Here is a 14,184-nt window from a genome sequence, read left to right on the forward strand (position 1 = left end):
GGTGGCAAGAGCGGCGGCACAGGCCGCCGCTGGCAAGTCTCCTCGCGCCGGCGCGGCCAGGCCGCGCGGCGCAGCCGGGGTGGCAAAAGCGGCAAAAGAGCAGGGGCGCGCAGCGCCCCTCGCAGGCGCAGCGCGGGCGAGCGCGACGCCCGCCGCCGCGCCAAAGCGCGAGCATGCGCCGCTCGCGGGCACGAACATCCATAACGCCGGCAACGTCGGCACAAGCAACGCCGCGCCAGTCCAGCCGACTGGCGCCGAGCCCTCCAAGAAAGCGACGCCGGGTCTGACCGGTGCGCGTTCCGGCCCCGCCTCATCGGCGTGGGAGCCGGCCAGCACATCTCGCAACATCGGTTTTTCCAGCGATCCCATCCAGACGAGGAGACTCATGCATCGCGCCACCAAGATTGTTGCCACCATCGGTCCGGCTTCCAGCACGCCGGACGTCCTGCAGAAAATGATCCGCGCGGGATTGGACGTGGTGCGTCTGAACTTCTCGCACGGCACCGCCGACGATCATCGCCAACGCGCCGAGATGGTGCGGGAATGCGCCCGTCAGTGCGGCCGCGAAGTCGCGATCATGGCCGACCTGCAAGGCCCGAAGATTCGCGTGGGCAAGTTCGAGAACGGCAAGACGACGCTCCAGCCCGGCCAGCCCTTCATCCTCGACGCCGACTGCGAGCTCGGCAACGACGAGCGCGTCGGCCTCGACTACAAGGATCTGCCGCGCGACCTGAAGCCCGCCGACGTGCTGCTGCTCAACGACGGCCTGATCGTGCTCGACGTGGTGCGCGTGATCGGCAGCGAGATCCACACGACGGTGCGCGTGGGCGGCGACCTGTCGAACAACAAGGGCATCAATCGCCAGGGCGGCGGCCTCACGGCGCCGGCGCTCACCGCGAAGGACATGGAGGACATCCGCACGGCGATGTCGCTCGGCGCGGACTTCGTGGCCGTGTCGTTCCCGAAGAACGCCACCGACATGGAAATGGCGCGCCAGCTTGCGAACATCGCGGGCGCGCCCTACGGCATCAAGCCGAAGATGATCGCGAAGATCGAGCGCGCCGAAGCCATCCCGGCGCTGCAGGAAATCCTCGATTCGTCGGACGGCATCATGGTCGCGCGCGGCGATCTGGCCGTGGAAGTGGGCAACGCGGCGGTGCCGGCGCTGCAAAAGCGCATGATCCGCATGGCGCGCGAGTCGAACAAGCTCGTGATCACCGCCACGCAGATGATGGAGTCGATGATCCACGCGCCGGTGCCCACCCGCGCCGAAGTCTCGGACGTCGCCAACGCCGTGCTCGACGGCACCGACGCCGTGATGCTCTCGGCCGAATCGGCGGCGGGCAAGTACCCGGTGGAGACCATCGAGGCCATGGCCGCGATCTGCGTGGAAGCCGAGAAGTCGGAGCACAGCGAGCTCGACAAGGACTTCCTCGACCGCACCTTCACGCGCATCGACCAGTCGATCGCCATGGGCGCGCTGTTTACGGCCTATCACCTGGGCGCGAAGGCCATCGTCGCGCTGACGGACTCGGGCTCGACCGCGCTCTGGATGTCGCGCCACTGGACCCATGTGCCCATCTTCGCGCTCACACCGCGCACCGGCAGCGAGCGGGCGATGTCGCTCTACCGCAATGTCACGCCGCTGCATCTGGACACCAGCAACGACCGCGACACGGCGCTCCAGCAGGCCATCGAAGTGGTGGTGAGCAAGGGCTACGCGGCGCGCGGCGACATGGTCGTGCTGACCGTGGGCGAGCCGATGGGCCAGCCGGGCGGCACCAACACGCTGAAGATCGTGCGGGTCGGCGACGTCCTCTAAAGCCGCGGCGATTTTTTTCGCTTTATTTTCGAGACTCGTGCAGGTAGGGGAGATGAGTGCCTGATGCTGGTATCGAATTGGTATCTAAAAGGTGCCAGTCAGGTGCTGGTCGGGCTGCTGTCCCCGGCTGTAGCGGCCCGTGCGCAAGCGAGGCAGGCGCGGGCTGTCAACCCTTTTTGCATCTTCTCGCCGATTTGACGTCCTGATACGCTAATTTCATGCCAGTTCGTTTTTTGGGCGGCGGGAATGGGGCGGCTTCGCGATAAAATCACGCCATTGAGCCCGCTGCCCGGCGCGCGGGCGGTGGCCGTCAGGCCATCCTCGACCGGCCGCGCTAGACGGCCGGCGGCATGAAGCAATTCGTTTCAAATCAAAGGAGTAGCAACAATGCCTCTCGTTTCAATGCGTCAACTGCTCGACCACGCCGCGGAAAACGGCTATGGCCTGCCGGCGTTCAACGTGAACAACCTGGAACAAGTCCAGGCCATCATGGAAGCCGCTAACCAGGTCGGTTCGCCGGTGATCATGCAGGCTTCGGCAGGCGCGCGCAAATACGCGGGCGAGCCGTTTCTGCGTCACCTGATCGAAGCGGCGATCGAGTCGTATCCGCATATTCCGGTGGTGATGCACCAGGACCACGGCCAGTCGCCGGCGGTCTGCATGGCAGCCATCCGCAGCGGTTTCTCGAGCGTGATGATGGACGGCTCGCTCGAGGCCGACGGCAAGACGGTCGCTTCGTACGAGTACAACGTCGATGTTTCGCGCAAGGTCGTCGAAATGGCGCACTCGATCGGCGTCACCGTGGAAGCGGAACTGGGCGTGCTCGGCTCGCTCGAGACGATGAAGGGCGACAAGGAAGACGGTCACGGCGCCGAAGGCACCATGACGCGCGAGCAGCTCCTGACCGATCCGGAGCAGGCCGCCGACTTCGTGAAGCTCACGCAGTGCGACGCGCTCGCGATCGCCATCGGCACCTCGCACGGCGCGTACAAGTTCTCCAAGAAGCCCACGGGCGACATCCTGTCGATCCAGCGCATCAAGGAAATCCACGCGCGCATTCCGAACACGCACCTCGTGATGCACGGCTCGTCGTCGGTGCCGCAGGAGCTGCTCGCGGAAATCCGCGAATTCGGCGGCGACATGAAGGAAACCTACGGCGTGCCGGTCGAAGAGATCCAGGAAGGCATCCGTCACGGCGTGCGCAAGATCAACATCGACACCGACCTGCGTCTGGCGATCACGGGCGCGATCCGTCGCTACATGTTCGAGAACCCGTCGAAGTTCGACCCGCGCGACTACCTGAAGCCGGCTCGCGAAGCTGCGAAGAAGGTCTGCGTGGACCGCTTCCTCGCGTTCGGCTGCGAAGGCCAGGCTGGCAAGATCAAGCCGGTCTCGCTCGACAAGATCGCCGAGAAGTACAAGTCGGGCGAACTCGCGCAGATCGTCCGCTAAACGGATGGCCGCGCTAACGCGGCTATCCCGGAGTCGTAAAAACATCGCCGTTTCCGCCTGTTTTGGGGGAACGGCGATGGGCTTTTTCGGGATTTCTGATTAGTTTTGGTTTACCCTCGCAATACTTTCAGATTCCGGCTCCCCGCCGGGGACTGATTCCGCGATCCGTGGCTGCGATATTGCCCGGATCTGCCCGTTTTCGATTGTTCTTTTAGCGAATCACGACGATGTCTACCCTCTACGAATCCACGCTCCGCTCGCTGCCGCTCCTCGGCCGCGGCAAGGTCCGCGACAACTACGCCGTGGGCGACGACAAGCTGCTGATCGTCACGACCGACCGGCTGTCGGCGTTCGACGTCATCATGGGCGAGCCGATTCCGCGCAAGGGCGAGGTGCTCAACCAGATGGCTGATTTCTGGTTCGAGAAGCTCAAGCACGTCGTGCCGAACCACCTCACGGGCATCGCGCCCGAGACGGTCGTGGCCGCCGACGAAGTCGATCAGGTCAAGGGCCGCGCCGTGGTGGTCAAGCGCCTCGAGCCGATCCTCGTGGAAGCCGTGGTGCGCGGCTATCTGGCCGGCAGCGGCTGGAAGGACTATCAGGCAACCGGCGCCGTATGCGGCGTGGCGCTGCCGCCGGGCCTGCAGAACGCGCAGAAGCTGCCCGAGCCGATCTTCACGCCGGCAGCCAAGGCCGAAATGGGCCACCACGACGAGAACATCACCTACGAAGAGATGGAGCGCCGCATCGGCACGGAGCTTTCGCGCACCATCAAAGAGATTTCGATCAAGCTGTACAAGGAAGCCGCCGACTACGCGGCCACGCGCGGCATCATCATCGCCGACACCAAGTTCGAGTTCGGTCTGGACAACAACGGCAAGCTTTATCTGATGGACGAAGCGCTCACCGCCGATTCGTCGCGTTTCTGGCCCGCCGACCAGTACCAGGTGGGCTCGAACCCGCCGTCGTTCGACAAGCAGTTCGTGCGCGACTGGCTCGAAACCCAGCCGTGGAAGAAAGAGCCGCCGGCGCCGAAGCTGCCCGACGACGTGCTGGCGAAGACGTCGGCTAAGTATCAGGAGGCGCTCGAGCGCCTCACGGGCCAGAAGCTCGCATAAAGCAGCGAAGAGGGAAGAAGGAAGCACAATGAGTGAAGTTCAGACTGCTCACCAGCACGCGGCGCCGCTCGTCGGCGTGTTGATGGGCTCCAGCTCCGACTGGGACACGATGAAGCACGCGGTCGCGATCCTGCAGGAATTCGGCGTCGCGTACGAGGCCAAGGTGGTCTCGGCGCACCGCATGCCCGACGAAATGTTCGAGTACGCGGAACGGGCACGCGAGCGCGGCCTGCGCGCGATCATCGCGGGTGCGGGCGGCGCGGCGCACCTGCCGGGCATGCTGGCGGCCAAGACCACGGTGCCGGTGCTCGGCGTGCCGGCGGTCAGCAAGTACCTGAAGGGCGTGGACTCGCTTCACTCGATCGTGCAGATGCCCAAGGGCGTGCCGGTCGCGACCTTCGCCATCGGCGAGGCGGGCGCGGCCAATGCGGCGCTGTTCGCCGTATCGATGCTGAGCGTGACCGATCCCGAATACGCGAACAAGCTCGCGGCCTTCCGCGTGCGCCAGAACGAAGCGGCGCACGCGATGGTGTTGCCGGCGCTTTGATTGCGTCGCGCGAAAGCGCATGAAGTGACATCGTCGAGGGGCAAACTGGCGGGGCAGCGCGTTCCCGTCTGTGTGTGCTTCGACGTTAAACCCCGGTTTGGCCACGCGCGACGTTCCCCACGCGCCGCGGCCAGCCGCGACCGACCACGAAGATGACTCCTGACAACTCTCCGGTTTCACCGATCCTGCCCGGCGCATGGCTGGGCATGGTGGGTGGCGGCCAGCTCGGCCGCATGTTCTGCTTTGCCGCCCAGGCCATGGGCTATCGCGTCGCCGTGCTCGATCCCGATGCGACGAGCCCCGCCGGTGCGGTCGCCGATCGCCATATCTGCGCGCCCTACGACGACCCCGCCGCGCTCACCGAGCTTGCGCGTCTGTGCGCAGCCGTTTCGACCGAATTCGAGAATGTGCCTGCCGCAAGTCTCGACGCGCTCGCCAAGTCGACCTTCGTGAGCCCGGCCGGCCGCTGCGTGGCCGTCGCGCAGGACCGCATCGCGGAGAAGCGCTTTATCGCGGCGGCGGGCGTGCCGGTCGCGCCGCACGTGGTGATCGAGTCGCGCGAGGCGCTGGCAGCTATCGGCGACGAGGCGCTGGCCGCCGTGCTGCCGGGCATCCTCAAGACCGCGCGCATGGGCTACGACGGCAAAGGCCAGATTCGCGTGACCAACGCCCACGAAGTGCGCGAGGCGCATGCCTCGCTCGGCGGTGTGCCCTGCGTGCTGGAAAAGCGCCTGCCGCTGAAGCTCGAGGTGAGCGCGCTGATCGCGCGCGGCGTGAGCGGCGCGAGCGTGGTGTATCCGCTCGCGCAGAACGTGCACCGCGACGGCGTGCTGTCGCACACCATCGTGCCGGCGCCTGACGCGAGCGCGGCGCTCGTGCAGCAGGCGCAGCAGTCGGCGTTGCAGATCGCTGCGAAGCTCGGCTACGTGGGCGTGCTGTGCGTGGAGTTCTTCGTGCTCGAAGACGGCTCGCTCGTCGCCAACGAAATGGCGCCGCGTCCGCACAACTCGGGCCACTATACGACCGATGCGTGCGCGACGAGCCAGTTCGAGCAGCAGGTGCGCGCGATGACTGGCATGCCGCTCGGCGATCCGCGCCAGCACTCGCCGGCCGTGATGCTCAACATTCTCGGCGACGTGTGGTTTGCCGTGGGCGCGGGGGAGACCAAGGCCCAGAAAGGCGCTGCGCCCGTCACGCCGCCGTGGGACCAGGTCGCGGCGATGCCCTCCGCGCGCCTGCATCTGTACGGCAAGGAAGAGGCGCGTCCGGGCCGCAAGATGGGCCACGTGAATTTCACCGCGCCGACGCTCGACGAAGCGCGCACGGCCGCGCGCGATTGCGCGCGCCTGTTGCACATCGTCACGCGCTGAGCCGGGCCGCATCATGTCTGATCAGCAGCCAGGCCGCAACGTAACCGCGGCCGAGATCGAAGCCGCCGCCGCATTGCTCGACGCGGGCGAGCTGGTCGCGTTTCCCACCGAAACGGTCTACGGCCTTGGCGGCGATGCGGCGAGCCCAGAGGCCGTCGCGCGCATCTATGCCGCGAAGGGCCGGCCCGCAAATCATCCGGTGATCGTGCATCTGCCGCCGGGCGGCGATCCGCAATACTGGGCCGCCGAATGGCCCGAGGCGGCGCAAAAGCTCGTCGACGCGTTCTGGCCCGGCCCGCTCACGCTGATCGTCAAGCGTCACGCGCGCATTCCCGACGCGGTAAGCGGCGGCCAGGACTCAGTGGGCCTGCGTTGCCCATCGCATCCGGTCGCGCAGCAACTGCTGGCCGCGTTCTCGAAGCGGCGCGGCGGCCATGGCGGCGTCGCGGCGCCCTCGGCGAACCGCTTCGGCCATGTGAGCCCGACCACGGCGCAGCACGTGCGCGACGAATTCGGCGCGACCGTGCATGTGCTCGATGGCGGGGCGTGCGATGTCGGCATCGAATCGACGATTCTCGACCTTTCGCGTGGCTTCCCGGCGCTGCTGCGCCCGGGCCACGTGAGCCCGCACGATATCGCGCGCGTGCTGGGCGAGGCGCCGCGCCTGCCCGATGGCTCGGACGCCACGGCGCCGCGCGCGTCGGGCACGCTCAAGGCGCATTACGCGCCGCGCACGCCGCTCGCGCTGCTGCCGTTCGAGGCGCTGGAGCCGCTGCTCGCGGCCGCGCGCGACGCGGGCGAGACGGTTGCGCTGGTGGCGCGCGGCTCGCGCGCCGGTGCATGGGCGAGCGCCGCGAACGTGCATTTCGTGGCCGCGCCGGAAGAGCCGCAGGCCTATGCGCGCGAGCTCTATGGTCTGCTGCGCGCGCTCGACCGCGCGAACGTCTCGCGCATCCTCATCGAGAAGCTTCCCGAGACCATCGAGTGGATCGCCGTGAACGACCGCCTGGGCCGCGCGGCTGCGGCGTTCGAAGCGCAGCAGGACTAACGCGCGATCCTCCGCGCTCGATAAAAATGAAAACACCCCACGACCCTGGCGGGCCGTGGGGTGTTTTTTTACGCCGGGAGGCCCGGCGCGGGTGGCCTGCGCGTGCTCTGTTACTGCGGTGCCTTGCCGATGCCGGCGGCAGCCAGCTGCGTTTCCACGAAGGTGGCGAACTGGGCGTGCAGCGAAGTGGTCGGGTGCACGAGATCCGCGAACATGTAGGTCGTGGGCGCGTTCGGGGTCGTGTAGGTCTGCGGCGAGCAGAACAGCGAGTCGCCGAAAGCCTGGCCGTATTGCTGCGCGGCGGCGTCGATGACCGACTGCGGCGTCGTCGCCGGGTTCAAGCCGAGCGTCGCCTGCGGATTGGCCAGTGCGTACTTGGTGGCGCTGGCCGCCATCTGCGTGATGTTGCAGCCCGTCCCCGTGTTCGTCACGGTGAAGCCGAGGCTCGCCGCATTCTGGATCGACTGGTCGATCCACGAGAACGTGTCGATTGGCAGGACCTTCTTGGCGGCGATCGACGGCTGGAGCCCCTTCAGCAGCGCGAGGTTGTAGACGGCGGAGATGAGCGAGAGCGCCTGGTCGGGCGCGTTCGCCGAGCCCGGCGTCGCGCCGACGGCCGCATCGGCCGTTATCGCAGCCGGCGTCTTGCCGACGTCGGGCACCGTCACGACCGCGACCTTGGGCGCGCCCGCGATCTGCGTGTTGACGATGGTGGCCAGCGTCGTGGCCGCCGTGACGATCGGCAGAACCGATGCGAAGTCGGTGGCGGCGTTCGGATCCGTCGTGATGATCTGCAGCGCGATGGCGGCCGGCACCAGCGCCTGGGCTTGAGTCTGCGTGAAGCCCTGCGCGACCAGCGACTGGACCGTCTTGGCCTGCGTGGCGGGATCGTTCACGAGCGTCGAGAACGGCGTGGCCGCGAGGGCCTTGCCGAACGCTGCGAGCCCTGCGCCATTGTTGTCTAGCAGCGCCAGGATTTCGTTTGCGCCGCCTTCGACGAGCACGAGCTGGTTCGCATTGAAGCTGCCGTGCTGTGCCAGGTACTGGCCGACCTGCCAGGTCACGGGCTGCTGGCTCGCGGTGGGAATCGGGGCGCTGGTGTTGGCCACGCCGCCGGTGGAGACCATTGCGCCGCCCTGCGCATAGTCGAAGCCGCCCGAGGCCGTCAGCGGCAGGCCGAAGCCGCCTTCGAAGGCCGGCGTCATCGGACTGCCGAAGTACTCGGACACCTTCTGGGCCCAGACTTCGCCCGGATTGGTCGTGAAGCGGCCGCCGCCGAAGCCCGGCGTGATTTGCGGCGAATACGTGCCAGCGTCGGTGAGGCTCGTGCCGAATGCCACGACCTGCATGCTCACGCCGGACGGCGGCGGCGGTGGCGGCGTGCTCGAGTCGCTGCTGCTGCCGCCGCCGCATGCGGCGAGGAGCGCGAAAGCCGCGCTCGCGACAGCGATCTGGGTGGCGCGCACGAGCGTACGGTGTCTCGGTCCTTGTTGCTTCATATTCACTTCATCTCCTCTGTTGTGGCGTGTGTTGCCATTGCCTGCTGCCAGCTTTTAATCGTCAGACTACGCAATCTGTCAGGTCTTGCGCGATCCGATGTCACCCTCGGTGTTGTTTTCCGACACGTATGTGCGTATCGCAGCCAGGCCGGTTGCCGCGTGCGCGGCGTCGCGGCGCTCGCACCAGTCGGGCGGCGCGAACAGCGCGGCCAGCCGCGAGCGCCAGTCGGGCATGCGCGAGCAGTCGCGCGCCATCGCCAGCCATTCGTGAAAGCTCGCCTTAAGCGGGTTGTAGGTGTCGAGCGGCTTGACGATGCCGTAGATGGGCGGCGTGTGCGCCTCTTCCTCGACGTAGCTGCCGAACAGGCGATCCCAGATCGCAAGCACGCCTGCGTAATTACGATCGATGTACTGCGCATTGCGCGCGTGATGGATGCGGTGCATCGACGGCGTGTTGAACACGTACTCGAGCCAGCCGAGCTTGCCGACGGTTTGCGTATGCACGAAGAACTGGAACGCGAGATTGACGAGCACGATGCCGACGATCTGCATCGGCGGGAAGCCGATCACGGCGAGCGGGATCCAGAAGACCCACATGCCCGCGACCGGATACATGAGGCTCTGGCGGAACGCGGTGGAGAAGTTGAGCCGCTCCGACGAGTGATGGACGACGTGCGCGGCCCATAGCCATCGCACGCGATGGCTCGCGCGGTGGAACACGTAATAGAGCAGATCCTGCGCGACGAACAGCGCGAGCCACGCGCCAATGCCGGGCTGCCACGAGACGATGCGCCAATGCTGGTAGACGTAGGCGTAGACGGGAATGGCGACGAGCCAGGCGAGCTTGTCGGCGCCCTGATGCATGAGCGCGAGCGCGGCGTTGCAGAGCGTGTCGGGCCAGCTATAGAGCGCGGCGTCGGGGCGCGTGCGGGCGAGGTGCCACGCCTCCCAGCCGATGCAGGCGAGAAAGACGGGCGCGAGGGCGAGCAGCAGCCATTCAGCGTCGAACTGCACGAATCCCGTTCTCCTTGTCCCTTGAGCGGCGCTGGCGAGTCAGCGCCGCGTTGTTGTGTTTGTCTCGATAGGCATATTCCGACGCGCCAATCGACTGTGCCCGTCAGAGTACACGCCCGACGCGCACGGCGCGCGGGGCTTTGCTAGAGGAAAGCTTCGAGCGGAGCGCCAGGCGTGAGGGGGATGGGGGAGAGAGAAGGAGGGATGCGCAGGCGCGGATTCGCGCATCGAATTTGTGCGGGAAGCGGGCGCGCCAGGACCGGCTGGCGCGCCCGGACGATCAATGCGCGCCGCGCGTCCGCTTCACGACCCTGGTGGTCTTTTCCGCTTTCGTGGCGTGCCTGGCTTTGGCCTTCGACGCACGCTTCGGATGCGGATCGACATACACTGGCTTCTCCTCCGGCATGCCCTGATAGACCCATTCGAGCAGCGCGTCGTGCGCGGCGCGCGCGGCTTCGGCGCGTGGATCGTTGATGAGGCTCACGACGATCCAGGTCTCGCCGTTCTGGGCGGCCACGTAGCCCGCGATCGCGCGCACGTCGCGCAGCGTGCCGGTCTTGATGTGCGCGTTGCCGTCGACGCCCGCGTTGTTCAGGCGATTGCGCATGGTGCCGTCCACGCCCGCGATCGGCAGCGAGTCGATGAACGGCTGCGCCACCGGGCTCGCATTGGCGGCTTGCAGCAGATTCGCGAGCGAGAGTGCGCTGATGTGCTCTTCGCGCGAGAGGCCGCAGCCGTTGTCGAGCACGAGATCGGGCATGTTCAGGCCGCTCTTGCGCAGGAACGCCGTGACGGCGGCTGCGGCCTTCGCCGTGGTCGCGGGCGGCTTGCCGGCGACCGCGCCGAGCGTGAGGAACAGATTGCGTGCCATCACGTTATTGCTGAACTTGTTGATGTCGTGCACGACGTCCGAGAGCGGCGGGCTTTGATGCACGGCGATCGGACGCGAGCGCGGCGGCACGACGCCTTCGCGCGTCGTCCCCTCGAAGCTGCCGCCGGCCTGCTGCCAGAGCGCGAGGAAGCCGTCGGCGAAGAAGGTGCTGTGATCGACGGGCGCGGCCATGTTGAGCGTGCGCTCGCCGCAGCGCGTCGCGTAGTTGCCCGCGAAGCTCGCCGTGACCACGCCGTTCGCGCCCGGCGTGACCTGCGGGCTCGGCAGCAGGCCGCCGCATTTGCCGCCGCGCTCGCGGATCTGGTTGTCGATCTGCCATTGCGCGACGGGCGGCACCACGTTGACCGACACGCCGTCGTGCGATGGTGCGAACGTGAACGAGACCGCCTTGAACGCGTACATCAGCGGATCGGGGCCGACGTTGTACGGTGCGCTGTCGTCGCCGTCGAACGAGGGCAGGTCGCGCGTAGACACGTCGAATTCGCTCTTGTCGAGCACGAGCGCGCCTTCGATGCGCACGATGCCGGTCGCGCGAATCTTCTGCACCAGATCGATCAGCTCTTCGGGAACGAGCTTCGGGTCGCCTGTGCCCTTGATATAGAGATTGCCGTGCAGCGTGCCGCTCGCGTCCACCTCGCCGTCGGTGTAGGCGCTGGTCTTCCAGCGGTAGTCGGGCCCGAGCATCGAGAGGCCGCTCCAGGTGGTGACGAGCTTCATCGTCGAGGCGGGCATCATCGGCTGGCCCGCGTTGACGGCCACGCTCGGCTGTCGGTCGCCCACTTTCTCGATCACCACGCTCACCGACGAAAGCGGTACGTGTGCGCGCTCGAGCCCTGCCATCACGCCCGGCGGCAGGACGGTGCTGACGTTGACGGCGGGCACGCGCCCACCCTGGTGCTGGGCGGGCAGCGGTTCGCCCTGGCCTTGCGCCAGGGCCGGCGTGCCGGCAAAGGAGGTGGCGAGCGCCGCGCAGGCGAGGACGAGCGCGAGGGGGCGAGTAAATTGACGTGCAAGCGAACGAGGGGTGTTCGGGCAGAACCGGGTACGTAGACGGGACAGCGAGATGGGCAGCAAAACGGGCGGCATGAAGAGCGTTGGACGAGAAAGGGGGCGTTCGCATCGCGGCGCCGCGCGCCGCAAAAGCGCACATTGTAAAGACCTCGCGTGGCGTGCGCGCATCGCCGGCGAGAAATGTGGGAAAAGGTCGCGCGGGCGCAGGGCTGGACCACCCATGCACGCGCGTCGTTCTCGCGGGTGGTGCGGGGCGAGGCGCTAGAATGCAGCCATCTTCATTCACTTCGAGCTTCAAGCGCGGTGCCGCGAGCGCCGCCTTGCCAATTCATTACGATGCGCATACTGCTAGTCGAAGATGACCGCATGATCGCCGAGGGCGTGCGCAAGGCGCTGCGCGGCGAAGGCTTCGCGGTCGACTGGGTCGAGGACGGCGAGGCCGCGCTCTCGGTCGCGAGCGCCGACTCCTACGATCTGATCCTGCTCGATCTCGGGCTGCCCAAGCGCGATGGCCTCGACGTGCTGCGCACCTTGCGCGCGCGCGGCGTGGCGCTGCCGGTGCTGATCCTCACCGCGCGCGACGCCATCGCCGACCGCGTGAAAGGTCTCGATGCCGGCGCCGACGACTACCTCATCAAGCCCTTCGATCTCGACGAACTGGGCGCGCGCATGCGCGCGCTGATCCGCCGCCAGTCGGGCCGCAGCGAGTCCACGATCCGCCACGGCTCGATCACGCTCGATCCCGCCTCGCACCAGGTGACTCAGAACGGCGCGCCCGTCGCGCTCTCGGCGCGCGAGTTCGCGTTGCTGGAGGCACTGCTCGCGCGTCCCGGCGCGGTGCTCTCCAAGACCCAGCTCGAAGAGAAGATGTACGGCTGGGGCGAGGAGATCGGCAGCAACACGGTCGAGGTCTACATCCACGCGCTGCGCAAGAAGCTCGGCGCCGACCTGATCCGCAACGTGCGCGGCCTCGGCTACATGATCGCGAAAGACGCGTGAGGACGAGCGCCCGCTTGATGAGTTCCGAATGAGTTCGATCCGACGACAACTGCTGTTCTGGCTGCTCGCGATCGTGGTCGCGGGCGTGGGCCTCGCGGGCTGGCTGATCTACCGCCAGGCGCTCGCCGAAGCCAACGAGCTGTTCGATTACCAGTTGCAGGAGATTGCCGCTGCGCTGCCTTCCGAGCCGTTCAACGAGATTCTAAGCTCGCGCGACACCGGCACCGAGGGCATCGTTCTGCAGATCTGGAACCGCAACGGCGAGCTGATGTACTACTCGCATCCGCGCGCGCCGCTCGCGCCGCGCGCGGAGCTCGGCTTTTCGACCGAGCGCACCGACCGCGGCGACTGGCGCGTCTATGGCGCGATCGTCGGCGACAACGTCGTGCAGCTCGCCCAGCCAATGACGGTGCGCAACCGGCTCGCCGCAAACGTCGCGCTGCGCACGCTCTGGCCGCTGATCGTCCTGCTGCCGTTCCTCGGGCTCGCCGTGTGGCAGGTGGTGGGGCGCGGACTCAAGCCGCTTTCGCGCGTGGCGCTCGCGCTCGATACGCGCCACCCCGAGGCGCTCGAGCCGCTGCCCGAGCAGCGCCTGCCGCGTGAAGTGATGCCGCTCGTGCATGCGCTCAACGCGCTGCTCGAACGCCTTGCCCAGGCGCTCGATACACAAAAGGCCTTCGTGGCAGATGCTGCGCACGAACTGCGCACGCCGCTCGCGGCGGTGCAGATTCAGGCGCAACTCGTTGCGCGCGCAAGGGATGATGAAACGCGCCGCGAAGCGCTCGTCGATCTGCAAGCGGGCGTGACGCGCGCCACGCGTCTTGCCGAGCAACTGCTTGCGCTCGCGCGCTCGGAGCCCGACGGCCACGCGCGTGAGCAAAGCGTCGACCTGCATGCACTGCTTGATGATTGCGTGCTCAACTATGCGCCGCTCGCGCAGCAGCGCGGCGTGGATCTCGGCATCGAGGAGAGCGTCGACGCGCATGTGCATGGCGATGCCGACGCCTTGCGCGTGATGTTCAACAACCTGCTCGACAACGCGACGAAATACACGCCCGCGGGTGGCCGCGTGGACGTGAGCCTGATCGTGGACGATGGCCATCCGCTCGTGCGCATCGACGACAGCGGGCCAGGCATTCCCGTCGACGAACGCTCGCGCGTGTTCGATCGCTTTTATCGCGTGGGTGCGAGCGCGAGCCGCGCGCCAACGGACGTATCGGGCACGGGGCTCGGTCTTGCGATCGTGCGCCGCATTGCCGACCAGCACGAGGCCACCATCACGCTCGGTGATTCGCCGGCGGGCGGGTTGCGGGTGGACGTGCGGTTTTGAGATCGCGAGTCATTTCGGAAATCCAGCAATCGCCCGGTGCACGGGCGTTTGCGGCGAAGTTCCCCGCTTAAGACTCCTTTAA

11 protein-coding genes are annotated in these 14,184 nt (G+C 67.1%); 8 read left to right on the plus strand and 3 right to left on the minus strand.

Going from position 1 to position 14,184, the window contains the following annotated elements; genetic code table 11:
* Nucleotides 1-385 precede the first annotated feature (385 nt).
* The 6 genes from pyk (at nt 386) to PWP93_RS00990 (ending at nt 7,357) form a co-directional block, all read left to right on the plus strand.
* Nucleotides 386-1,822, plus strand: a complete 1,437-nt coding sequence (gene pyk / locus PWP93_RS00965; RefSeq protein ID WP_421044972.1) for a pyruvate kinase — start codon at nt 386-388, stop codon at nt 1,820-1,822.
* Between the two features lie 387 nt (nt 1,823-2,209).
* Nucleotides 2,210-3,274 carry a class II fructose-bisphosphate aldolase gene (gene fba / locus PWP93_RS00970; protein WP_035532433.1) on the plus strand — a complete coding sequence of 355 codons (1,065 nt, stop codon included), beginning with the start codon at nt 2,210-2,212 and terminating at the stop codon, nt 3,272-3,274.
* Nucleotides 3,275-3,501: 227 nt separating this feature from the next.
* On the plus strand, nt 3,502-4,392 hold the full coding sequence (locus tag PWP93_RS00975; protein ID WP_421024680.1) for a phosphoribosylaminoimidazolesuccinocarboxamide synthase: 891 nt from the start codon (nt 3,502-3,504) through the stop codon (nt 4,390-4,392).
* 28 nt (nt 4,393-4,420) lie between these two features.
* Nucleotides 4,421-4,939: a 5-(carboxyamino)imidazole ribonucleotide mutase gene (gene purE, locus PWP93_RS00980; protein ID WP_238462633.1), complete on the plus strand. Its 519-nt coding sequence runs from the start codon at nt 4,421-4,423 to the stop codon at nt 4,937-4,939.
* 152 nt (nt 4,940-5,091) lie between these two features.
* Nucleotides 5,092-6,309, plus strand: a complete 1,218-nt coding sequence (locus tag PWP93_RS00985; protein ID WP_421024679.1) for a 5-(carboxyamino)imidazole ribonucleotide synthase — start codon at nt 5,092-5,094, stop codon at nt 6,307-6,309.
* A 13-nt stretch (nt 6,310-6,322) separates the two neighbouring features.
* Nucleotides 6,323-7,357, plus strand: a complete 1,035-nt coding sequence (locus PWP93_RS00990; protein ID WP_421043138.1) for an L-threonylcarbamoyladenylate synthase — start codon at nt 6,323-6,325, stop codon at nt 7,355-7,357.
* A gap of 110 nt (nt 7,358-7,467) precedes the next feature.
* Here the strand turns inward: PWP93_RS00990 and PWP93_RS00995 are convergent, their stop codons facing one another.
* The 3 genes from PWP93_RS00995 to dacB form a co-directional block, all read right to left on the minus strand.
* The gene (locus tag PWP93_RS00995; RefSeq protein ID WP_421044973.1) at nt 7,468-8,856 is read right to left on the minus strand and encodes an acylhydrolase; all 1,389 of its coding nucleotides are present in this window, start codon (nt 8,854-8,856) and stop codon (nt 7,468-7,470) included.
* Between the two features lie 78 nt (nt 8,857-8,934).
* Complete coding sequence (locus tag PWP93_RS01000; RefSeq protein WP_421043139.1) at nt 8,935-9,870, minus strand: sterol desaturase family protein; 936 nt, start codon at nt 9,868-9,870, stop codon at nt 8,935-8,937.
* 280 nt (nt 9,871-10,150) lie between these two features.
* Nucleotides 10,151-11,848 (minus strand): D-alanyl-D-alanine carboxypeptidase/D-alanyl-D-alanine endopeptidase, encoded by a 1,698-nt coding sequence (dacB, locus tag PWP93_RS01005; RefSeq protein WP_421043140.1) that lies wholly within the window; start codon nt 11,846-11,848, stop codon nt 10,151-10,153.
* A 261-nt stretch (nt 11,849-12,109) separates the two neighbouring features.
* On the opposite strand from dacB, the gene PWP93_RS01010 reads away from it, so the two are divergent.
* Together PWP93_RS01010 and PWP93_RS01015 are read left to right on the plus strand one after the other, a co-directional pair.
* Nucleotides 12,110-12,772, plus strand: coding sequence for a response regulator (locus tag PWP93_RS01010; protein ID WP_421043141.1), 663 nt, complete (start codon nt 12,110-12,112; stop codon nt 12,770-12,772).
* Between the two features lie 28 nt (nt 12,773-12,800).
* Complete coding sequence (locus PWP93_RS01015) at nt 12,801-14,102, plus strand: ATP-binding protein (RefSeq protein WP_421043142.1); 1,302 nt, start codon at nt 12,801-12,803, stop codon at nt 14,100-14,102.
* The last annotated feature ends 82 nt before the right edge of the window (nt 14,103-14,184 follow it).

Source organism: Paraburkholderia sp. A1RI-2L (assembly GCF_048957375.1).
Classification (GTDB): Bacteria; Pseudomonadota; Gammaproteobacteria; order Burkholderiales; family Burkholderiaceae; genus Paraburkholderia.

What these genes read in the sequence shown, in the direction of transcription:
- pyk (WP_421044972.1), top strand. Translation starts at nt 386, where the DNA reads ATGCATCGCGCCACCAAGATTGTTGCCACCATCGGTCCGGCTTCCAGC.
- fba (WP_035532433.1), top strand. Translation starts at nt 2,210, where the DNA reads ATGCCTCTCGTTTCAATGCGTCAACTGCTCGACCACGCCGCGGAAAAC.
- PWP93_RS00975 (WP_421024680.1), top strand. Translation starts at nt 3,502, where the DNA reads ATGTCTACCCTCTACGAATCCACGCTCCGCTCGCTGCCGCTCCTCGGC.
- purE (WP_238462633.1), top strand. Translation starts at nt 4,421, where the DNA reads ATGAGTGAAGTTCAGACTGCTCACCAGCACGCGGCGCCGCTCGTCGGC.
- PWP93_RS00985 (WP_421024679.1), top strand. Translation starts at nt 5,092, where the DNA reads ATGACTCCTGACAACTCTCCGGTTTCACCGATCCTGCCCGGCGCATGG.
- PWP93_RS00990 (WP_421043138.1), top strand. Translation starts at nt 6,323, where the DNA reads ATGTCTGATCAGCAGCCAGGCCGCAACGTAACCGCGGCCGAGATCGAA.
- PWP93_RS00995 (WP_421044973.1), bottom strand. Translation starts at nt 8,856, where the DNA reads ATGAAGCAACAAGGACCGAGACACCGTACGCTCGTGCGCGCCACCCAG.
- dacB (WP_421043140.1), bottom strand. Translation starts at nt 11,848, where the DNA reads ATGCCGCCCGTTTTGCTGCCCATCTCGCTGTCCCGTCTACGTACCCGG.
- PWP93_RS01010 (WP_421043141.1), top strand. Translation starts at nt 12,110, where the DNA reads ATGCGCATACTGCTAGTCGAAGATGACCGCATGATCGCCGAGGGCGTG.
- PWP93_RS01015 (WP_421043142.1), top strand. Translation starts at nt 12,801, where the DNA reads ATGAGTTCGATCCGACGACAACTGCTGTTCTGGCTGCTCGCGATCGTG.